The sequence below is a fragment of the Pectobacterium peruviense genome, assembly GCF_003312355.2.
GTDB lineage: Bacteria > Pseudomonadota > Gammaproteobacteria > Enterobacterales > Enterobacteriaceae > Pectobacterium > Pectobacterium peruviense.
This window is the reverse complement of the sequence record NZ_CP161826.1, coordinates 258,423-279,606: the sequence shown is the minus strand read 5'-3', so window position 1 is coordinate 279,606 and position 21,184 is coordinate 258,423. Positions and strand designations below refer to the sequence as shown.

The window sequence follows — 21,184 nt, the reverse complement described above, 5'->3', positions numbered from 1 at the left end:
CGACTATTAACCCGCGACAGCGATACGCTTCATGTCTTTCATGTAACCGCGCAGCGTGTGGCCTACGGTTTCGATCGGGTGGTTACGGATAGCTTCGTTAACATCACGCAGTTGCGCGTTGTCTACTTCGGTGCCAGCAACCGCTTTACCCAGATCGCCCGGCTGCAGAGATGCCATGAACACCTCTTGCAGCAATGGAACAGCGGCATTAGCAAACAGGTAGTTACCGTATTCTGCGGTGTCAGAGATAACCACGTTCATTTCATACAGACGCTTACGCGCGATGGTGTTGGCGATCAGCGGCAGCTCATGCAGTGATTCGTAGTAAGCCGATTCTTCGATGATGCCGGAGCTCACCATGGTTTCAAACGCCAGCTCAACACCCGCTTTTACCATCGCAACCATCAGCACGCCGTTATCAAAGTATTCCTGCTCAGCGATTTTACCGTCGAACTGCGGCGCATTTTCGAACGCAGTTTTGCCGGTCTCTTCACGCCAGGTCAGCAGTTTCACGTCATCGTTCGCCCAGTCAGCCATCATGCCGCCGGAGAATTCACCAGAGATGATGTCATCCATGTGTTTCTGGAACAGCGGAGCCATAATGCCTTTCAACTGCTCAGACAGTGCGTAAGCGCGCAGTTTCGCCGGGTTAGACAGGCGATCCATCATCAATGTAATCCCGCCTTGCTTCAGCGCTTCGGTGATGGTTTCCCAGCCAAACTGAATCAGTTTTTCTGCATACGCAGGATCGGTACCTTCAGAAACCAGTTTGTCGAAGCCCAGCAGAGAACCGGCCTGCAACATACCACACAGGATTGTCTGCTCGCCCATCAGGTCAGATTTCACTTCTGCAACGAAAGAGGATTGCAGAACGCCAGCACGGTGGCCGCCAGTGGCCGCAGCCCAGGCTTTGGCGATTGCCATGCCTTCGCCTTTTGGATCGTTTTCAGGGTGAACCGCGATCAGCGTCGGTACGCCGAAACCACGTTTGTATTCTTCACGCACTTCCGTACCTGGGCACTTCGGTGCCACCATCACTACGGTGATGTCTTTACGGATTTGCTCGCCGACTTCAACGATGTTGAAACCGTGAGAGTAGCCCAGCGCTGCGCCCTGTTTCATAAGCGGCTGTACTGCCTGAACCACGGCGGAGTGCTGTTTGTCCGGCGTCAGGTTAACGATCAGATCAGCCTGCGGGATCAGATCTTCGTAAGTGCCAACGGTGAAGCCGTTTTCGGTCGCTTTGCGCCATGAAGCACGTTTTTCGGCAATGGCTTCAGCACGCAGGGCATAAGCGATATTCAGACCAGAATCGCGCATGTTCAGACCCTGATTCAGACCCTGAGCACCACAACCGACGATCACCACTTTTTTCCCTTTCAGGTAGCTCGCCTCATCGGCAAATTCATCACGCCCCATAAAGCGGCACTTGCCCAATTGATCCAGCTGCTGACGCAGGTTTAATGTGTTGAAATAGTTAGCCATGTCGTGCTCCGTATACGGTTTTATTTGTCTGTTATTCAGAAAAGGATTCCCGCCAGATGGGAATTCACTATGACCCCATCATATGACAGGAATTGCGTTGCTTAAATTGATATATTAACAACGTGACATTGCACTATCTGCAAGATAAAAAACGGGGCCTGCATCGCATGGATTTACGTGATCTCAAATTATTCCTGCACCTCGCGGAAAGCCGACACTTTGGCCGTACCGCCAAGGCGATGCACATCAGCCCATCCACGCTGTCGCGGCAAATTCAGCGGCTCGAAGAGGATTTAGGGCAGATGCTGTTTCTGCGCGATAACCGTACCGTGCAGCTCACCGATGCCGGAGAGCACCTGAAGCTGTTCGCCCAACAGACGCTGCTGCAATACCAACAGCTACGCCACACGATAGACCAGCACGGGCCGTCATTAAGCGGAGAACTGCGGATCTTCTGTTCCGTCACCGCCGCCTACAGCCATCTGCCCCCGATTCTGGATCGCTTCCGAGCGCTGCATCCGCTGGTTGAAATCAAACTAACAACCGGCGATGCCGCTGATGCCGTTGAGAAAATTCAGTCAAATGATGGGGATTTGGGGATTGCAGGACGCCCGGAAGCGCTGCCGACGAGCGTTGACTTCATGCCGCTCGATAAACTGCCTCTGGCGCTGATTATCCCAGCACTTCCCTGCCCGGTTCAATCGCTGGTGCGTCAAGCCGATCCAGACTGGTCGCAGATTCCGTTCATCCTGCCGGAACACGGCCCGGTGCGTAAGCGCATCGATCAGTGGTTCCGCCGCAATCACATCACCAATCCACAGATTTACGCCACCATCTCCGGGCATGAAGCGATGGTATCAATGGTCGCGCTGGGCTGCGGTATCGCATTGATTCCCAACGTCGTGCTGGAGAACAGCCCAGAGCCGGTACGCAACCGCGTCTCTGTCTTTGTCGAACAGGTGATGGAACCGCTTGAGCTGGGCGTCTGCGTACAGAAAAAACGGCTTAGCGAACCGCTGATTGCCGCCTTTTGGGAAATATTACAGGACATACCATGAAGATCGCCTTCACTGCCATCATCGTCGCAGGGATAACGCTCGCGTCCCTCAGCAATCACGCGCAAGCCGCCAGTTTCCCCTGCGAAAAAGCCGCCTCTGTGCAGGAAAAGCTGATTTGCGCCAGCCCATTGCTCGGGCAGCTAGATGAAGAACTGGCGCAGGCATGGAAGACATCCCGCGCGTTCCTGACGGCGTACGACAACAGCGCGCCGTGGGAGAAAACGCTCAACCAGTTTCAGCGCAGCTGGCTTACCGCACGCGATCAGTGCAAAGACGAGGACTGTCTGCGACAGCGTTATCAGCAGCAGTTAAACCGACTGCGTTACCTAAATGACATCGCGCAGCACGCCTTACCTTCGCCGATTACCCCCGTGAAAAGCACGTCCTGCTTCCACGGTTCGTTCAGCTATGAGTATGTGATGTCGGGGCTTTCCGCCGAGGAGTACCGCGATCTGGGGGATTATTTTCGAGAGATGTACGATCAGAAAGCGCCCTACCACGCCGTCAGCCTGACGATGACCAACCAACGTGGCAAGATTGAGGGCGGTGCGTCCATTGCATTCCGCTACGGTAACAAACTGGATGATTCCGACTTCACTGCCCGTCAGATGAGCGACATGCAGGCCATTGGCAAAGGTGAAAGCAGCTTCGGTCAGCAGGTGAAAATACTGCTCACCTGCATTGACGATAATCATCTGCAAATCGCCACCTTCGGCAGTAATCAGGAGGAAGGTTACCTGTTTAACTATCTGTTGGAGCGCGATAAAACCCCACTGAAGCCGGAACAAACACCGTAGCGTTAGCGATCTCTGGCTCTAGCGTTCAAACCACTTATCCGCCGAAAATGCCCGCGTATCGGACTCTGCTTCCTGCGCGGCTTTCTTCATGGTTTCGATGTTCATCAGGTAATGATAAAGCGGTTCAAGCTGGGTAAATCCCTGAGACAGAATCGCCACCAGATCGCCGGAAAACAGCGCTTCCATATCCTGCCGAGTACATATCGCGGCAAACGATTTACGATTATACCAGTTAGCTAATTCTGGCTCCTGGTCTTTAATCAGCGGGCGTTTGTAGCTTTCCCCTTCCAGAGTGAAGGTATTCCCCAGACAGCTCGCAACCTCAAGAAACTGCGGCGAATTGCCACGCAGTGTCTGACGGAATAGATCCATCGTATTCCGCGTCGCACTGTAGTAGCCCAGCCCGTAGCGCCAGGTATCCGGCGTGATTTCAAAGAAATACACCGGTGCATCCGTCCAGTCTTTGCGGGTGCGTTTGAAGGTCAGCCACATATGGCTGCGATAACGTGACTTATCGTGAGAAAAACGCGTATCGCGGTGAATACGAGAGAGAGTCTTACCGATTGCTGGGCGAGTTTCAAAGTGGTCGTCAATCTGCAACATAGTCAGACTGAGTTCATCCACCAGCGTGCGAAATGGCGCAACCAGTTGCTCATCGTAAACCGCACGATGCTCGTCAAACCACTCTTTATCGTTGTACTGACGCACCTGCTGAAGAAACGTTAAACCCGCTTGAGAAAAACCCGTGAACTGCGTTGCCATAGAGAAATGCCATCCCTGTTGCTGTCAGATGACATAAAGATAACGCCGCCGACGGTGAAACACCATCGGCGGCGTTACACACTTATCCAAAGGATGAGCGTTAAGGGATATTGAGCTCACCGTCTAGCGACTCGATCCGTCTGTAGTTTTCTACCGCCTCGCAAAGACTTTTACCAGAAAAATAAATAGGGCTATCTTTAATATACGGGTGTACTTTATACGCACAACGATGGACGACATAATTTTTCCACGCGGCTTGATCTGCTTTGAAAAGCTTAACTGCATCTTCCTCACCTTCCATAGTTATCAGTTTGGATAGAAAGCTTATTGCTTCTTTATTTTTTTGTTCTAATTTTTCTGTCGAATCAGCAAGCATTCGATCAATACAAATGTCCACCTCATGATAGTTTTCCCCTTTCATAATATCTTTACATAACGTTTTCTCCATTAATTCCAGTTTACTCCAATAAATCTCACCAAATGCAGGGGATATACCATTCACAGCAAATAACATCAACATAAATAAATATATCGGCTTCATTTCTTCATCCTTAAATAATCCGCTCGTTTTCTTCCTTCCTCAAAGTCTAGCAACTCTTTCGTACTCTCTATTTTCTTTATTAACAGATCGATATCATTCTTTGCGGCGACAGGAATAGTCGTCTCTCCAGCAAACCCTTGGTAGGCAAGATCCACCAAAATATCTCGAATAGCAGGGTGAAGTTCAGCCCAATCGGCCCTATCGGGTACATTGGTGGAATAACGTGCATATCGCTTTTTCGCTATTTCTATATACCCAACATAAATCATATTAAACAGCTCCATCTGTTGCTGATGTGTAATCACGCCAATTTTTTCTTTATACATTTTCACGAAAGTGGCGGCGGCACCGCCCTTTAACCCAGCCCCCGTCGCTATTAAACTCGCTTTTTCACTCCCAATACCCACTCTAAGCATATCCGAATAAATTTCGCCCTTGGTTCTCTTCCCCATATCATAGCCTCGCCCCAGCGTCACACCAGACTTAGTCTTTCCTGGCCAGTGAATGACTCGGCTAAAAAAAGGGCTATTGGGAACATCATCACCTTCGCCATCAAAGGTTATTTGTCCTTGAGGTACTCTTAGCATTGAGTAAATTCCTTTTCATTAATACGAAGCGTCAATGTGCGAAGTTAATTAGCATCTCTTCGGGTTAGTGATGAATTAGTTAATAAAGCAGCCATAAATAACATGATTATCAATGGCTGTATGTTTTATTACTAAGTCAAACTAAATACCACTATCATTCCAAATACTATAACCTGATGTTCCCGCAACCTTGTGCTCCCATGATATGGAACTATATTTTAATAAAACTTTCTCATATGGCATGACGTCATTGTCATTAATCGAATGCGGATAACTACAAGAAATGTCAACAATGCGGGCATCTGTTAATTTAATGACATAAAACAACTCTAATTGCCCGGCGGAATTTATCCTATACAAAAAGAAATTTGCACTTAGCTTTTCATTGGAAGAGGTAGAAACACCAAGCAACGGTGACGATTTATCGATAAGTTTAATTATTTCAACGGGGTGACAAGATAGGTTATCATTATAACTCATTGAATTATTTAAACTTAATACTTGAATTTGATCTTCATGACCAATTTGACTTCTATTACCAATTGACTGTAATGTTGAACAACCAGAAGAAATCAACCCCTGTTTATCGCCTGTCAACTCTAAATAGATAATACTCGACATTTCTAGCAGCCTCTAAGAATAAATATGATCAATGCACTGATGGTGTATCAAGCTTGAGTGAAAGTTTTCGCCCGTCTGACGTCTTCATTTCCACCAAATTACTTTGAGTCACCTGCATCAGAAAAAGGCATAGCTTCATCATCAATGCGAGTATTTCTTCAGGAGGTAACGAACTATTAATAAGGCTACTCTTTAATTGTTCATTTAACTGAATGGCAAGTTTTTCTTTATTTTTCATACCCGGTCTCCATGTGATATTTCACTTCCCATAAAAATAACGTATAAAATAACTATTAGCAAAATTTAAATAAATTAGAAAAATAAACAATTAATTTAAAAATAATAATAACTAACTACAATTAGATTTATTCAACAACGCTTTGACGCACCTGCTGAAGAAATGTTAAACCCGCTTGAGAAAAACCAGTGAAATGCGTTGCCATAAAGAAATGCCATCCCTGTTTCTGTCAGATGACATAAAGATAACGCCGCCGACGGTGAAACACCATCGGCGGCGTGAAGGGAACACTCAGCGATTAACCGCTAACTTAACCCGCTAAAAAGAAGCGGAACGCTGGGTTATCCGTTTCGTCATGGCATTCATAGCCCAGCGCCTGCAAGTGCTGATCGAATTCTCGATCGCCTGCATCCAGCTCAAACGCGGCCAGCACGCGGCCAAAATCCATGCCGTGGCTGCGGTAATGGAATAGCGAAATATTCCAGTGCGCCCCTAGCGTATGAAGGAATTTCAGCAACGCGCCTGGCGACTCTGGGAATTCAAAGCTGTACAGACGTTCCTGTAACGGTTTGGAAGGACGTCCACCGACCATATAGCGAACGTGTAGCTTCGCCATTTCATCATCGGACAAATCCACCACTTCATAACCGTCTGCGGAAAGCTCAGCGATGATCTCCTGCCGCTCCGCATAGCCGCGCGTAAGACGCACACCAACAAAAATGCAGGCGTCTTTGGCATCCGCGTAGCGATAGTTGAACTCCGTGACGGAACGACCACCCAACAGCTGGCAAAACTTCAGGAAGCTTCCCTGTTGCTCAGGGATCGTCACAGCCAGCAAGGCTTCGCGTTGTTCACCCAGCTCGCAGCGCTCGGAAACGTAGCGTAACCCGTGGAAGTTGACGTTCGCACCGGATAGAACATGCGCCAGACGCTCGCCCTGAATCTGATGCTGCTGGATGTATTTCTTCATCCCTGCTAACGCCAGCGCGCCGGACGGTTCAGCAATAGCACGCACATCTTCGAACAGATCTTTCACTGCTGCACAGATAGCATCGCTGTCGACGGTAATCACGTCATCCAGATATTCCCGACACAGGCGGAACGTTTCATCGCCGATACGCTTCACCGCCACACCTTCGGCAAACAGCCCGACACGCGGCAGATCGACTGGTTGTCCGGCGTCCAGCGCCGCGCGCAGACAGGCAGAATCTTCCGCTTCCACGCCGATCACCTGAATCTGCGGCATCAGCTGTTTAATCAGTACGGCAACGCCTGCCGCCAAGCCACCACCACCGACGGGCACAAACACGCGATCCAAATGCGCATCTTGCTGTAACAACTCCATTGCCAGCGTGCCCTGTCCAGCAATCACCGCAGGGTGATCGAACGGCGGCAGGAAGGTCATATGTTGTTGCTCTGACAGCTCAATCGCCTTGGCTTTGGCTTCATCAAAGTTAGCGCCGTGTAGCAGCACTTCTCCGCCAAAACCACGCACCGCATCTACCTTGATGTCGGCCGTCGCGACCGGCATCACAATCAGTGATTTAATCCCCAGCTTGCTGGAGGAAAGCGCGACACCTTGCGCATGGTTACCGGCTGAAGCCGTCACCACGCCGTGTGATTTTTGTTCATCGCTCAGACCCGCCATCATCGCGTACGCACCGCGCAGCTTGAAGCTGTGCACCGCATGTCGGTCTTCACGCTTTACCAGAATGACATTACCCAGCCGCGAAGAAATCTTATCCATCTTCTCCAGCGGTGTGACCTGCGTGATTTCATACACTGGCGACCGTAAGATCGCCCGCAGGTACTCCGCGCCCCCCGGCGCGGCAGGAAGAGGTTGTGACACAGCCATCAGCATTAGCCTCCCAGCTTGCTTTTATCCCGCACTGCGCCTTTATCCGCGCTGGTTGCCAGAATAGCGTACGCGCGCAGCGCAAAAGATACCTGACGTTCACGATTATGTGGCGTCCAGGCCTGTTCGCCCCTCGCATCTTCCACTTCGCGACGGCTTGCCAATTCATTGTCCGCCACGTCCAGCACAATGCTGCGGCTCGGGATATCAATGGCAATCATGTCACCGTCCTGCACCAAACCAATGATGCCACCGCTTGCCGCTTCCGGAGACGCGTGGCCGATGGACAGGCCCGAAGTCCCACCAGAGAAGCGGCCGTCAGTGATCAGCGCACAGCTTTTACCCAAGCCCATCGATTTCAGATAGGTGGTCGGATACAGCATTTCCTGCATGCCCGGCCCACCTTTTGGCCCTTCGTAGCGGATAACAACCACATCGCCCGCCACCACTTTACCGCCCAGAATCGCTTCTACCGCATCATCCTGGCTTTCGTAGACTTTTGCCGGGCCGCGGAAAATCAGGCTCTCTTTATCAACACCAGCCGTTTTCACGATGCAACCATCTACCGCGATGTTGCCGTACAGCACGGCCAACCCGCCATCCTGACTGTAAGCATATTCACGCGAACGGATGCAGCCTTCCTGACGATCGGTATCCAGTGAATCCCAGCGGCAATCCTGAGAAAACGCTTTGGTCGTGCGAATACCTGCTGGACCAGCGGAATACATACGCTTCACGCTTTCATCCTTCGTCAGCATAACGTCGTAGGCTTCCAGCGTTTCCGGCAGCGTTTTACCCAACACGTTGTTGACTTCACGGTTCAACAGACCAGCTCTGTCCAGCTCGCCCAGAATACCGATAACCCCACCGGCACGGTGTACGTCTTCCATATGGTATTTCTGACCGCTTGGCGCGACTTTACACAGATGCGGCACCTTACGAGAGAGGCGGTCGATATCCGACATGGTGAAGTCAATTTCGCCTTCCTGTGCCGCTGCCAGCAGGTGCAACACGGTATTGGTGGAACCGCCCATCGCGATATCCAGAATCATGGCGTTTTCAAATGCGGCTTTATTGGCAATATTGCGCGGCAATACGCTTGCGTCATCCTGCTCGTAATAACGTTTCGCCAGACCCACGATACGCGTACCTGCATTCAGGAACAGATCTCTACGATCGGCATGCGTCGCGAGCAATGAGCCATTAGCTGGCTGAGAAAGCCCCAGCGCTTCAGTCAGGCAGTTCATAGAGTTTGCTGTGAACATCCCCGAACAGGAGCCGCAGGTCGGACAGGCGGAACGCTCAATCTGCTCACTATCAGCATCGCTGACGTTAGGGTTTGCACCCTGGATCATGGCATCGATGAGATCGAGCTTGATAATTTGGTTGGAAAGCTTGGTTTTCCCTGCTTCCATCGGGCCACCGGACACAAAAATCACCGGAATATTCAGACGCAGTGACGCCATCAACATTCCTGGGGTGATTTTGTCGCAGTTGGAAATACACACCATCGCATCCGCACAGTGGGCATTGACCATGTATTCCACGGAATCGGCAATCAGCTCACGGGAAGGCAGAGAATAGAGCATGCCGCCGTGGCCCATAGCGATACCGTCATCGACCGCAATGGTATTAAATTCTTTCGCGACGCCGCCGGAGGCTTCGATTTTTTCGGCAACCAATTTACCCAGATCGCGCAAGTGCACATGGCCGGGCACGAATTGGGTGAAGGAGTTGACCACCGCGATAATCGGTTTACCAAAATCGTCGTCGGTCATCCCGGTGGCGCGCCACAAGGCTCGTGCACCAGCCATATTACGGCCGTGTGTGGTTGTGGCTGAACGGTACTTAGGCATGCTCTGTTACTCCAAAAATTACGAATTTGGCGATGACGGAACGCGTCACCACCTGACTGTCTGTCTTAACTAATTAATGATTTACCGGATCCAACCAGCCCCATTTATCTTCGGTTTCACCCGTGAAGAGGCCAAAAAACGCATCCTGTAAGGCTTTGGTGACTGGGCCGCGTTTGCCAATGCCGACCTGAATGCCGTCAACGCTGCGCACTGGGGTGATTTCTGCTGCGGTACCGGACATAAACACTTCATCCGCCAGATACAGTGACTCGCGGGACAGTACCTGCTCACGCACTTCATACCCTGCATCCTTCGCCAGCTTGATAATAGCGTCACGCGTAATGCCTGGCAGCGCCGAAGAGGTAAACGGTGGCGTGAAGATAATGCCGTCCTTCACTTCAAACAGGTTCTCGCCCGCACCTTCAGAAACATAGCCGTGGACATCCAACGCGATCCCTTCCTGATAGCCATGGCGGCGTGCTTCGCTACCCACCAGCAGAGAGGACAGATAGTTGCCACCCGCTTTAGCGGCGGTTGGGATGGTATTCGCTGCGACACGATTCCAGGATGACACCATCGCATCAATACCGGCTTCTAGCGCCTCTTCACCCAGATACGCGCCCCACGGGAAAGCCGCGATAATAACGTCGGTTTGATAACCGTCTGGCGGGTTAACACCCATACCCACATCACCAATGAACACCAGCGGACGAATATAGGCGCTGGTCAGGTTATTTTTGCGCAGCGTTTCACGACAGGCTTCCATCAGCTCATCCACACTTTGTGCGACTGGCATACGGTAAATTTTTGCCGAATCATGCAGGCGCTGCATGTGCTCACGGTGACGGAAAACCACCGGACCCTTATGTGAATTGTAGCAACGAACGCCTTCAAAGACGGAGGTGCCATAGTGCAGGGCATGTGACATGACGTGTACTTTGGCTTCAGCCCAAGGAACCATCTCGCCATTGAACCAAATATAATCCGCTTTTTTTGTCATTCTTTTTTTCCTTACTTTTCTGCGTTAGGCGCTGATCTGTTGTGATGTCGTCATCGGTTGAACGTCAACGCAGGCAATATCCAAAAGCTTGCTCAATTGAGTTGACAATAAATCCACCGAACGATGGCTGGCAACGGTCAGTTCAATATTAATGTGATCGGTATTAGTGGTTTGCACCATATTCATAGCACACACTTTGAAGCCACGATGACGGGTAACACGCAATACACGCTCCAGAACCTCGGGACGAAAGCGCGCCTGAATCGAAAGTTGATGGTGTGTCATTCTGTTGTCTCCAGCACTTATTCTGTGTAAGTCAGCCATTAGTTGGTTTCGTCGAGCTTATTTGATTTTATCAAGCATCGTTTCATTACCCGCACCCGGCGGAACCAGCGGCCAGACGTTTTCGTATTCATCGATCGATACGTGCAGTAAATAGGGTCCTTCGCTGTTAAACAGGGCATCCAGCGCGACATCAATTTGGTCTTTACGGGTGATACGCTGGCCGGGGATATCAAACGCGCTTGCCAGCGTCAGGAAATCAGGGTTATCGGAGAGGTCGGTTTCACTATAGCGTTCATCAAAGAATAGCTGCTGCCACTGGCGCACCATGCCTAACCGTTGGTTATCCAACAGCACGATCTTCAGCGGCAGTCGTTTTCGCTTGATGGTGCCCAATTCCTGAACGTTCATCATGAAAGAACCGTCACCCGAAATGCAGATAACCATGTCGTCTGGGCGTGCTACCTGTGCGCCTACTGCAGCCGGTACGCCAAAACCCATCGTACCGAGACCGCTGGAGGTGATGAAATTCTCAGGGCGGCTGAACGTCATATGCTGCGCAGCCCACATTTGGTGCTGGCCTACATCGGTCGTGACCACGGTATCCGCATCCATTCTTTCGGAGATCGTTTTCAACAGCGCAGGCGCATAAATCGCCTGACCAGGATGATCATAACGCCACGGATATTCCGCCTTCATCATGGTGGCCTGCTGACGCCACGCGTTGATGTTCAACGGCTGTTGCAGCGCAGGTAATACCGCCTTCAGATCGCCTTGCAGTGCGACAGTAGCATGGCGCAATTTACTCAGCTCTGCTGGGTCGATGTCCATGTGAATAACACTGGCATGAGGCGCGAAGGCATTTAGTTTGCCGGTCACGCGGTCATCAAAACGGGCCCCGACCGCGATTAACAAATCGCACTCCTGCACAATCAGGTTCGCCGCCTTCGTGCCGTGCATACCAATCATTCCGAGGTAATAGGGATGATTGGCATCCACGGCACCCAGCCCTTTCAGCGTCGACACCGAAGGGATATCTGTCACACTCAGAAATTCACGCAGCGCCGGAACCGCATTCGCCATACCAACTCCACCGCCAACGTACAGCACTGGTTTTTGTGCTTTCGCCAACAGAGCGTACGCCTGCGTAATATCTTGTTCAGGGAAATCGACATCGCTAGCAACGGGCGCAAAGTTCGGGATGAAATCGCCGACAGCCAGTTGAATATCTTTAGGAATATCGACCAGAACAGGGCCAGGGCGACCGCTGTTGGCAATCGCAAACGCTTCTGCCATCACTTCCGGCAGTGATTCGAGAGACTCAACCAGAAAACTGTGTTTCGTACAGGCCAGTGACAGCCCCAACACGTCGATTTCCTGAAAAGCATCAGTACCAATCAGCGCTGACCCCACCTGTCCGGTGATCGCCACCACAGGCACGGAATCCAGCAGTGCATCAGCCAAACCAGTGATCAGGTTGGTTGCGCCAGGGCCAGATGTCGCAATACAAACGCCCACTTTACCCGTCGCGCGGGCATAGCCAATCGCCGCCATTGCTGCGCCTTGCTCATGGCGACACAGCAGGTGTTTTACGCCGCCGTCATAAAGTGCATCATAGACTGGCATTATCGCGCCGCCCGGATAACCAAAAACGGTTTCCACTCCCTGTGCTCGCAACGCTTGCACCACCCACTGTGCTCCATTCATAGTTATTTCCCCGACATCTTATGGGAATAACAGAATTTTATGCTGATGTTCATTTTCTGTTCCTTTCCGTTATAGATTACGCCCAACAAAAAACCCCCGACCTTTCGGTGCGGGGGTTTTCTTGAATCAGGCCTTGATTTCTAAGCCATTCTTCGTCCAAGTGCAGCCCCGCACGGTGGGATAATAATCACCACCACGCTAATCACGACTAGGCTAATCACTAGGAATAGGGCTTTCATAATAGGTTGTTCATTAATCTTCTGTCGAACGAATGCCTACAGAGTTATCACAGTCAGACATGCCATGACAACAATTTTTTTTCATTGCCACCCGTAAGGATTACCTATGATACGGGAAAAAATACAACGTAATCATAAGGTAGAAGCATGCCAAATTATTTTCGCCTATTGGCGTAAAAATGAGCGCCGCGTAGGAAACAACGAGCATTACCGATCGTCAGGCTATCTTGAAATCACGACTCCCCGTGAATAATTGCGACCCATTGCACACAACTTTTATCCATTGTTGAAACAGAGAATTATGTTCTGGCGTCGCCGCGCAGACTAGCGACAACGCCCTCTACTTATTTTTCCTTGCCAGACATGATGCAAATCATCAGCAAAGGGGAAATAGCATGTCATTGGCAGTTACCTACACTCGGGCAATGATTGGTGTACAAGCACCGGATGTTTACATCGAAGTTCACATCAGCAGCGGATTACCTGCATTAACACTGGTGGGGTTACCAGAAACCACCGTCAAAGAAGCGCGCGATCGCGTGCGCAGCGCACTCATCAATTGTGGGTTTACGTTTCCGGCAAAACGCATCACAGTCAACCTCGCTCCGGCAGACTTGCCCAAAGAAGGGGGACGCTACGACCTACCTATTGCTCTGGCGATTCTGGCTGCATCAGAACAAATCGATGGTGAAAAGCTAAACCGCTACGAGTTTCTCGGCGAGCTCGGCCTGTCAGGTACGTTACGTGGCGTAAATGGCGCGATTCCAGCCGCACTAGAAGCCATAAAAGCAGGCCGTCAGCTTATCCTGCCAGATGACAACAAACGGGAGATGACGCTGATACCGCAGGGTGAAGCGCTAATGGCTGGGCATTTGTTGGAAGTGTGTGCTTTTCTCAGCGGAGAAGAAGAGTTACTCAGTTGCTCCGATATGACGCCCGTTCCGCAACTTGAGGAAGATACACTCGACCTGAAGGATATTATCGGCCAGGAACAAGCTAAACGTGCGCTAGAGATCGCGGCAGCAGGCGGTCACAACCTGCTATTGCTAGGGCCACCGGGAACAGGAAAAACCATGCTGGCAAGTCGGCTAGGCAACCTGATGCCGCCATTGAGCGATGAAGAAGCGTTAGAAAGCGCCGCGATCAACAGCCTAATCAACATTGATGCCACCATGACGCGCTGGCGAGCAAGGCCCTTCAGATCGCCTCACCATAGCTCTTCCATGGCTGCACTCGTGGGCGGAGGCTCGCTACCCAAACCCGGAGAAATTTCGCTCGCACACAACGGTGTCCTGTTTCTGGATGAATTACCGGAGTTTGAGCGACGCGTTTTGGACTCACTACGAGAGCCTCTGGAATCCGGTGAAATTATCATTTCCCGTACCCGCGCCAAAGTGTGCTATCCGGCACGCGTCCAGCTTGTCGCCGCAATGAACCCCAGTCCATCAGGACATTATCAGGGCATTCATAACCGGCTGCCTGCACAACAAATACTGCGTTATCTCAGCAAACTTTCCGGTCCCTTTTTGGATCGCTTTGACCTTTCTATCGAAGTCCCTTTACTACCACCAGGGGTTTTATCTCAACAACATTATCAAGGCGAAAGCAGCGCGACGATTCGCGAGCGTGTGTTGATCGCAAGGCAGATACAGTTGAAGCGGGCAAAGAAAATCAATGCGCTGCTAACTTCACGCGAAATAGAAAAACACTGCAAACTGGAGATGGCTGATGCGGCCTATCTGGAAGACGTAATGAATAAACTTGGCTTATCCGTACGCGCTTGGCACAGAATATTGAAAGTCGCACGCACGATCGCTGACCTCGGCGATCGGGACAACATTGAGAGAAGGCATCTTGCTGAAGCGTTGAGTTACCGCTGTATGGATCGATTGCTTATCCAGCTCCACAAAAGCCTTGAATAGCGGAAATACGATATTTTTTTGCCACAAAAGGAAATGGGGCTTTCGCCCCATTCTTAATTAATCATCGCTTTCAGTGTATTCTTCTACCGCATCCATTTGCGGCTTACCACCGGACAATGTATGGAAGCGTTTAGGACGACGGACACGTTCCAGATATTTGGACCAGATTTTTTCTAGTTCCGTTTCCGCTTTACGTTCGCCGCGACACATTGCAACAAACGATGTCTCTTCCCCAGTTACTGGTTCACGTTTACCCAAGTCCAGCTCGTTAAACGCGTAACCGTGGCGCTCCAACAGTTGTGCTTCTTTAATAGTAAAGTCGCCATGTCGGGAAAAACCACGCGGGTAGAACTTGTTATCAAAAAAACGATGAGTGGTAGAGAAGCTTTCTGCCATCTTACACGCTCCTAATTCTTCTATGGTCGTGTTGTTTATGGCGCGGAGTATTAGATAGGCTTGACATTGTGTAAAACAAAACATTTAAATCATTACGACAAAATTTTTTTGGAGATAGACGTGGATACCGAATTACTAAAAACCTTTCTGGAAGTCAGCAGGACAAGACACTTTGGCCGTGCCGCCGAATCCCTGTATCTGACGCAGTCAGCGGTGAGTTTTCGGATTCGTCAGTTAGAGACGCAGCTTGGTGCCAACCTGTTCACACGCCATCGGAACAATATACGTCTGACGCCCGCCGGAGAAAGGCTTCTGCCCTATGCGGAAAGCCTTATCGGTACCTGGCAGATCGCCAAAAAAGAGGTCGCGCGCTCGCAGCAACACAGCCTGCTTTCGGTGGGGGCAACCGCTTCACTCTGGGAGGCGTACCTCACTCCTTGGCTGCAATCCCTTTACCAACAGCGCCCATTGCTCCAGTTAGAAGCACGCATTGCCCTACGCCACTCTCTGGTACAACAGCTCCATGAACGCCAATTGGACCTGTTGATTACGACCGAACAACCTAAAATGGAAGAATTAGCGAGCCAGCTGTTGGGAAATTTCTCCCTTTCGCTATTTGCAGCGGAAGCACACCCACCCGGACAAGAACTGCCCTATATAAAATTAGAATGGGGCGCAGATTTTCATCAGCAAGAAACTCGTCTGTTGGCCAGCGATCAGCTTCCCGTACTGACAACGACATCGGCCCATTTGACCCGCCAGTTGCTTGAAACAACCGGTGGTTGTGCATTTTTACCCAGTCATTGGTTACAAACGTACTCCAGTCTGCGGATAGTCGGCGAGAGCCAGCCCGTTGTGCGCCCATTTTATGCCGTTTGGTTACAAAACAGCGATCAGCAGACGATGATTCGTCAGTTACTGAAAACGCCTATTGTGATTAACCCATGACCTACTTTGCTCACAACTCACTTAAGCACGTCTGGCTAGCCAGAAGGTGCTTAACGCTTTCTGTAACCCAATGAAAGCAAACAGCAGGAAACCGATGACGATTTTTGTCCACCATGAGCTCAAGGTGCCGTCAAATGTGATGTACGTTTGAATCAGACCCTGAATCAGTACGCCAAACAGCGTTCCCAATACCGTCCCGACACCACCGGTTAGTAGCGTACCGCCGATCACGACAGCCGCGATGGCGTCTAACTCCACACCGCTTGCTGCCAGAGCATAACCCGCCGAGGTATAGAGCGAAAAAACAATACCTGACAGCACCGCTAACGTACTGGAGAGCATGTATATATGAATTGTCGTCCGCCTGACGGACACTCCCATCAGTTCCGCAGAATAGCTGCTACCGCCAATCGCATAAACACGGTTACCGAAACGGGTGCGATGTGCCATCACAATCCCCAGCAGCACCACAATCAACATAACTAACGCCAGAAAGGTAAATCGTCCCCCATCAGGCATGCGCCATGCTAAACCCGCCAGTTGGTTATAGACAGGATGATCTATAGGAATCGACTCCTGTGAAACGATAAAGCTCATCCCTCGGACAAAGAACATACCGGCCAGCGTGATAATAAATGCAGGCAATTTCAGCGTATCGATAATCCATCCCATCAACCCGCCAAACATGGCTCCCATCACCAGTGCAATTGCGAACGCAAAGAAAGGATCAATGCCATAGGTACCGATCAATTTAGCCAATAACACGCCGGTAAATGCAATAACTGATCCTACGGAGAGATCGATACCGCCAGACAGAATGACAAACGTCATCCCAACCGCCACGATCCCCAGAAAAGCGTTATCCGTCAGTAAATCAAAGAAAACTCGCGTCGAAGCAAAACCAGGAAACTGGCTGAGGCAAAACAGATAACCAGCAATAAATACCAGAATCGTCATCAACAGGGGGAAGTGGCGTTTCAACATTATGTTTTCCTCCTGAACAGGTGATGTAGCGAAATGCGCGGAGACTGCATAACCAAAACCAGCAGCACGACGAGTGCCTTCAGAACCAGGTTAAATTCAGGCCGATAGCCAGATAGCAGGATTCCAGTATTCATACTTTGAATAATCAAGGCGCCGACGACAGAGAGCAGTAAATTAAAACGTCCTCCGAGTAGGGAACCGCCACCGATTACAACGGCCAGAATCGCATCTAATTCCAGCCAGAGACCCGCGTTGTTCGCATCCGCACCGCGGATATCCGCCGTTACGATCACCCCAGCCACAGCGGCACACACGCCGCATATGACATAAGCCGAGACCAATACTAGCTTTGTACTCACACCAGCATTACGAGCTGAGCGTAAATTAATCCCAACTGATTCGATAAATAGCCCAAGCGCCGTTTTACGAGTTAGAGCCCACAGAGCCAGCAGCATCACGCAGGCTATAATCACTGGCATCGGCAGATAGAACAGCGTTCCGCTGCCTAGCGTCGCCAACCCAGCGTTATCAAACGTGATAATTTGGCCTTCGGTAATCAGTTGAGCGATTCCACGGCCAGCAACCATCAGCATTAACGTCGCAACAATCGGCTGAATCTGTAACACCGCAACCAGAAAGCCATTCCATAGCCCACACAGTGCGCCAACCAATAACGAGGCCAACAATACGGAAGGAAGTGGATGGCCAGCAGCAGTCAGTGTTGCAGCCGTCGCGCCTGCAATCGCCATGACCGCGCCAACCGATAAATCAATGCCACCCGTTGCAATAACCAGCGTCATACCTAATGCCAACAGCGCAACAGGCGCACCGCGGTTAAGGATGTCGATAAGGCTTCCGAATAAGCGCCCATCCTGAATATGGAGGGAGAAAAAATTGGGTGCGACCATGCTATCAATCAGCAAAATGGCAACGAGAGCCAGAAGCTGTGGCACCCCTTTGGTGAACGTTAGACGCACTTTTCTGGCAGGTTTGATTTTATTGTCTGTCATCAGTCGCTCCCGTTTGTACTGCGATGGCTTGCATCACTGCGGCAACCGAGATCTCGTTATGTTCGAGATGCGCAACATGCTGCCTGTCACGCAGCACAATGATGCGGTCGGCATAACCGGTCAGTTCCTCCAGTTCAGAAGAGATCACCAATAGCGCCATCCCTTGCTCACACAGTTTTTCAATCAGGCGAATGATTTCAGCGTGCGCGCCGACATCGATCCCCCTCGTTGGCTCATCCAGAATCAAGAAACGCGGCTCTGTTGCCAGCCAGCGCGATAGCAATACTTTTTGCTGATTCCCTCCCGATAGATACTGAATTTCCTGCTCGGCACTGGGCGTGCGAATCCCCAATAGGCTGATAAACTTTTCAGCTATACGAGTTTGCTCGCGTAAAGAAATAGGTTTCAGCCAGCCGCGCTGCGCTTGAAGTGCCAGAATAATGTTCTCTCGTACCGTTGCTGCACCGACGATACCGTCAGTTTTGCGATCTTCTGGACAATAGCCAAACCCCAGCTTTCCTGCTGCGCGCGGCGTGCGAATGTTGGTTCGCTTGCCATCAACCCACGCTTCACCAGCGTCAGGCACGTTGATGCCAAATATCAGCTGCGCGGTTTCTGTCCTGCCCGATCCCAGCAGACCAGCCAGACCAACAATTTCTCCCGGACACACGGAAAGCTCGAAATCGTTAATCGAACCACGTCGGCCATAATGTTTAAATTGCACAATGGGTTCACCCGAGACGTCACTGTGTTCACCGCGTTTCAGTAACGTTTCATCAAAACTGTGCCCCAGCATCATTTGGACTAATTCAATACGCGGTAGCTCTTCAGCAGGCAATGTCCCGACTAACCGTCCATTGCGTAAAACAGTAATTCTGTCGCTAATGCGGTAAACCTGATCCAGAAAATGCGTGACAAATATCATGCCGATTCCGCGATCGCGTAGCGTCCGCAATATATCGAGTAGCATATCGACTTCTTTTGCATCGAGGCTGGCGGTAGGTTCATCAAGAATCAAGACTTTAGCGGAAAGATCGACAGCTCTGGCAATCGCTACAATTTGCTGGACTGCGATGGAATAATTTCCAAGCGGATGGCTAACATCAATAGCCAGCCCATAGTTCAATAACAGGGCTTCGGCCTGAAGCAGGATTTTGTGTTGATCAACAATGCCCCATCGTGTGGGCTCACGGCCAATAAATAAATTTGCCGCAACAGACAGATTCGGTAATAGATTAACTTCTTGATATACCGTACCGATGCCCAATGACTGAGCATGGGCCGTATTAACAGGATTAATCGCTATACCATCGAGGATAATATCACCCGATGAGCGATGGTAAACACCAGTCAGCGCCTTAATTAGCGTTGATTTACCTGCACCGTTTTCCCCCAATAGAGCCACTATCTCGCCGCGATTAAGCGTAAAGTCCACCTGATCTAACGCTTTCACTCCTGGAAACTCAACGCTCATGCTCCGTATATCTAACAACCGTGTCGTTTCCATCAGCATCACCTATGCGACAACCTAACAAGGCTACGCCACACCTGAGCAATATTATGGTAAGTAGGCTGACAATATTCACTGTTCCTTTATTTAAAGGAGCAGAAAACAGGGTAAACCCACTTTTCCATATTCATATTTCTGCTAGGTATTTAGCAAAATTTATATAAATGATAAGTCCATAATATAAATATCAATAACCAAGATCTTTTTTGGTTTCATATTCTTGTTTTGCCGTATCGGGCAGCAATAAACGAGACTCTGTCTGAATGAATTTTTCTGGCTGCTTTCCGTCTTTCTTCATCGCTAATAAAGCATCAAAAGCAGGCCCAGCCATATTGGGTGTTAGCTCAACGGTGGCGTTAGCTTCACCATTCATCATGGCCTTGAAAATATCGGGGACACCATCAATAGAGACAACTTTTATTTGTGAGCCAGGTTTTAAACCTGCCTCTTTAATTGCCTGAATAGCACCTATAGCCATGTCATCATTATGTGCATAAACCGCACAGATATTTTTTCCATTCTGCTCAGCTTTAATAAAGCTTTCCATGACCTCTTTACCCTTGCTACGAGTAAAATCTCCTGACTGTGATCGAATAATTTTTATCTGCGGATCTGAAGCTATACCGTCAGCAAACCCTTTCTTGCGGTTTATCGCAACGCTAGCCCCGACCGTTCCCTGCAATTCGACAACATTACATGGTTTACCTGCGGCCTCTTTCACAAGCCATTCCCCTGCCACTTTTCCTTCATAGACACTGTCAGAGGCAATAGCCGCGGTGTACAGCGATGGATCGCTAACCTCGATCGTTCTATCAAGCAGGAAAACTGGGATTTTGGCTTCTTTAGCTTCCTGTAACACTGGAGCCCAGCCTGTAGCAACGACCGGTGCGATAAATATGGCATCTACACTCTGAGCGATGAATGACCGCACAGCCTTAATCTGGTTCTCTTGTTTCTGCTGAGCATCAGCAATTTTTAGCGTTATTCCACGCTTCTCTGCTTCTTGCTTCGACACTTTAGTCTCTGCAGAGCGCCATCCTGATTCTGAACCAATCTGAGAAAACCCAACCGTCAAGGGTTTTGCCTGTACGGCACCACATAATGCCGTGCTTACAGCAACAGCTACCAGTAAACGTCTGTACATACTTAAACTCCTTCTGTGTAGTCTTACAGCTACTTAGTCAGATTTCAGGTACAGCGTAGCGCTACGAATTTATGCTATAGCGCTGCCGATGTAATGTTGGCAGGTATAACTAGCAAGTGAATGCAACCTGAAGGATCGCTGTGAAAAACGATTTACCCTCACTCAGGTTGTAGATAGTTTTAGTTCAAATATCGAACAAGGTAGATGAGCAAGTTCACAACCTGGTATTACGGTGATTTTGT

General features: G+C 50.1%; 21 protein-coding genes. 4 read left to right on the top strand and 17 right to left on the bottom strand.

From position 1 onward, the window contains the following. Nucleotides 1–6: 6 nt before the first annotated feature. Nucleotides 7–1,485 (bottom strand): ketol-acid reductoisomerase, encoded by a 1,479-nt coding sequence (gene ilvC / locus DUT67_RS01305; protein WP_113632698.1) that lies wholly within the window; start codon nucleotides 1,483–1,485, stop codon nucleotides 7–9. 167 nt (nucleotides 1,486–1,652) lie between these two features. Between ilvC and ilvY the strand changes: the two genes are divergently transcribed. Together ilvY and DUT67_RS01295 are read left to right on the top strand one after the other, a co-directional pair. Beyond that, nucleotides 1,653–2,543, top strand: coding sequence for an HTH-type transcriptional activator IlvY (ilvY, locus tag DUT67_RS01300; protein WP_113632709.1), 891 nt, complete (start codon nucleotides 1,653–1,655; stop codon nucleotides 2,541–2,543). Next, the gene (locus DUT67_RS01295) at nucleotides 2,540–3,340 is read left to right on the top strand and encodes a lysozyme inhibitor LprI family protein (RefSeq protein ID WP_113632699.1); all 801 of its coding nucleotides are present in this window, start codon (nucleotides 2,540–2,542) and stop codon (nucleotides 3,338–3,340) included. The genes ilvY and DUT67_RS01295 overlap by 4 nt, the downstream gene beginning before the upstream one ends. A gap of 18 nt (nucleotides 3,341–3,358) precedes the next feature. On the opposite strand, the gene DUT67_RS01290 is transcribed toward DUT67_RS01295, so the two are convergent. From DUT67_RS01290 to ilvL, 11 genes are all read right to left on the bottom strand, one after another. Beyond that, nucleotides 3,359–4,102, bottom strand: a complete 744-nt coding sequence (locus tag DUT67_RS01290) for a DUF2461 domain-containing protein (protein ID WP_048262965.1) — start codon at nucleotides 4,100–4,102, stop codon at nucleotides 3,359–3,361. Nucleotides 4,103–4,202: 100 nt separating this feature from the next. Then, entirely contained in the window at nucleotides 4,203–4,643 is a 441-nt protein-coding gene (locus DUT67_RS01285) for a lysozyme inhibitor LprI family protein (RefSeq protein WP_113632700.1), read from the bottom strand. Continuing rightward, nucleotides 4,640–5,230 (bottom strand): calcium-binding protein, encoded by a 591-nt coding sequence (locus DUT67_RS01280; RefSeq protein ID WP_113626897.1) that lies wholly within the window; start codon nucleotides 5,228–5,230, stop codon nucleotides 4,640–4,642. The genes DUT67_RS01285 and DUT67_RS01280 overlap by 4 nt, the downstream gene beginning before the upstream one ends. A gap of 141 nt (nucleotides 5,231–5,371) precedes the next feature. Further along, nucleotides 5,372–5,851: an Hcp family type VI secretion system effector gene (locus DUT67_RS01275; RefSeq protein WP_113632701.1), complete on the bottom strand. Its 480-nt coding sequence runs from the start codon at nucleotides 5,849–5,851 to the stop codon at nucleotides 5,372–5,374. A 28-nt stretch (nucleotides 5,852–5,879) separates the two neighbouring features. Continuing rightward, nucleotides 5,880–6,089, bottom strand: a complete 210-nt coding sequence (locus tag DUT67_RS01270; protein ID WP_113632702.1) for a hypothetical protein — start codon at nucleotides 6,087–6,089, stop codon at nucleotides 5,880–5,882. Nucleotides 6,090–6,399: 310 nt separating this feature from the next. Further along, complete coding sequence (gene ilvA, locus DUT67_RS01265) at nucleotides 6,400–7,944, bottom strand: threonine ammonia-lyase, biosynthetic (RefSeq protein ID WP_113627006.1); 1,545 nt, start codon at nucleotides 7,942–7,944, stop codon at nucleotides 6,400–6,402. Between the two features lie 5 nt (nucleotides 7,945–7,949). After that, complete coding sequence (ilvD, locus tag DUT67_RS01260; RefSeq protein ID WP_113632703.1) at nucleotides 7,950–9,800, bottom strand: dihydroxy-acid dehydratase; 1,851 nt, start codon at nucleotides 9,798–9,800, stop codon at nucleotides 7,950–7,952. Nucleotides 9,801–9,873: 73 nt separating this feature from the next. Next, complete coding sequence (locus tag DUT67_RS01255; RefSeq protein ID WP_113632704.1) at nucleotides 9,874–10,800, bottom strand: branched-chain amino acid transaminase; 927 nt, start codon at nucleotides 10,798–10,800, stop codon at nucleotides 9,874–9,876. 24 nt (nucleotides 10,801–10,824) lie between these two features. After that, on the bottom strand, nucleotides 10,825–11,085 hold the full coding sequence (ilvM, locus tag DUT67_RS01250) for an acetolactate synthase 2 small subunit (protein WP_011095699.1): 261 nt from the start codon (nucleotides 11,083–11,085) through the stop codon (nucleotides 10,825–10,827). A gap of 57 nt (nucleotides 11,086–11,142) precedes the next feature. Next, the gene (gene ilvG, locus DUT67_RS01245) at nucleotides 11,143–12,789 is read right to left on the bottom strand and encodes an acetolactate synthase 2 catalytic subunit (protein WP_113632705.1); all 1,647 of its coding nucleotides are present in this window, start codon (nucleotides 12,787–12,789) and stop codon (nucleotides 11,143–11,145) included. 140 nt (nucleotides 12,790–12,929) lie between these two features. Beyond that, nucleotides 12,930–13,028, bottom strand: a complete 99-nt coding sequence (gene ilvL, locus DUT67_RS01240) for an ilv operon leader peptide (protein ID WP_072062072.1) — start codon at nucleotides 13,026–13,028, stop codon at nucleotides 12,930–12,932. Nucleotides 13,029–13,423: 395 nt separating this feature from the next. On the opposite strand from ilvL, the gene DUT67_RS01235 reads away from it, so the two are divergent. After that, nucleotides 13,424–14,950: a YifB family Mg chelatase-like AAA ATPase gene (locus tag DUT67_RS01235; RefSeq protein ID WP_113626890.1), complete on the top strand. Its 1,527-nt coding sequence runs from the start codon at nucleotides 13,424–13,426 to the stop codon at nucleotides 14,948–14,950. 57 nt (nucleotides 14,951–15,007) lie between these two features. Here DUT67_RS01235 and DUT67_RS01230 read toward each other — a convergent pair whose 3' ends face one another. Then, the gene (locus DUT67_RS01230; RefSeq protein ID WP_048262976.1) at nucleotides 15,008–15,346 is read right to left on the bottom strand and encodes a DUF413 domain-containing protein; all 339 of its coding nucleotides are present in this window, start codon (nucleotides 15,344–15,346) and stop codon (nucleotides 15,008–15,010) included. Nucleotides 15,347–15,466: 120 nt separating this feature from the next. Here DUT67_RS01230 and hdfR point away from each other — a divergent pair, with 120 nt between their 5' ends. Continuing rightward, nucleotides 15,467–16,294: an HTH-type transcriptional regulator HdfR gene (gene hdfR, locus DUT67_RS01225; RefSeq protein ID WP_113626889.1), complete on the top strand. Its 828-nt coding sequence runs from the start codon at nucleotides 15,467–15,469 to the stop codon at nucleotides 16,292–16,294. A gap of 21 nt (nucleotides 16,295–16,315) precedes the next feature. On the opposite strand, the gene yjfF is transcribed toward hdfR, so the two are convergent. From yjfF to ytfQ, 4 genes are all read right to left on the bottom strand, one after another. Continuing rightward, on the bottom strand, nucleotides 16,316–17,278 hold the full coding sequence (gene yjfF, locus DUT67_RS01220) for a galactofuranose ABC transporter, permease protein YjfF (protein ID WP_113626888.1): 963 nt from the start codon (nucleotides 17,276–17,278) through the stop codon (nucleotides 16,316–16,318). Further along, nucleotides 17,278–18,288 carry a galactofuranose ABC transporter, ATP-binding protein YtfT gene (gene ytfT, locus DUT67_RS01215; protein WP_113632706.1) on the bottom strand — a complete coding sequence of 337 codons (1,011 nt, stop codon included), beginning with the start codon at nucleotides 18,286–18,288 and terminating at the stop codon, nucleotides 17,278–17,280. Before ytfT ends, yjfF begins: the two co-directional genes overlap by 1 nt. Next, a complete protein-coding gene (gene ytfR / locus DUT67_RS01210) occupies nucleotides 18,275–19,795 on the bottom strand; it encodes a galactofuranose ABC transporter, ATP-binding protein YtfR (protein WP_113626886.1) in 1,521 nt (506 codons plus the stop codon). Before ytfR ends, ytfT begins: the two co-directional genes overlap by 14 nt. A 190-nt stretch (nucleotides 19,796–19,985) precedes the next feature. Next, nucleotides 19,986–20,942, bottom strand: coding sequence for a galactofuranose ABC transporter, galactofuranose-binding protein YtfQ (ytfQ, locus tag DUT67_RS01205; protein WP_048262983.1), 957 nt, complete (start codon nucleotides 20,940–20,942; stop codon nucleotides 19,986–19,988). Between the last annotated feature and the right edge of the window lie 242 nt (nucleotides 20,943–21,184).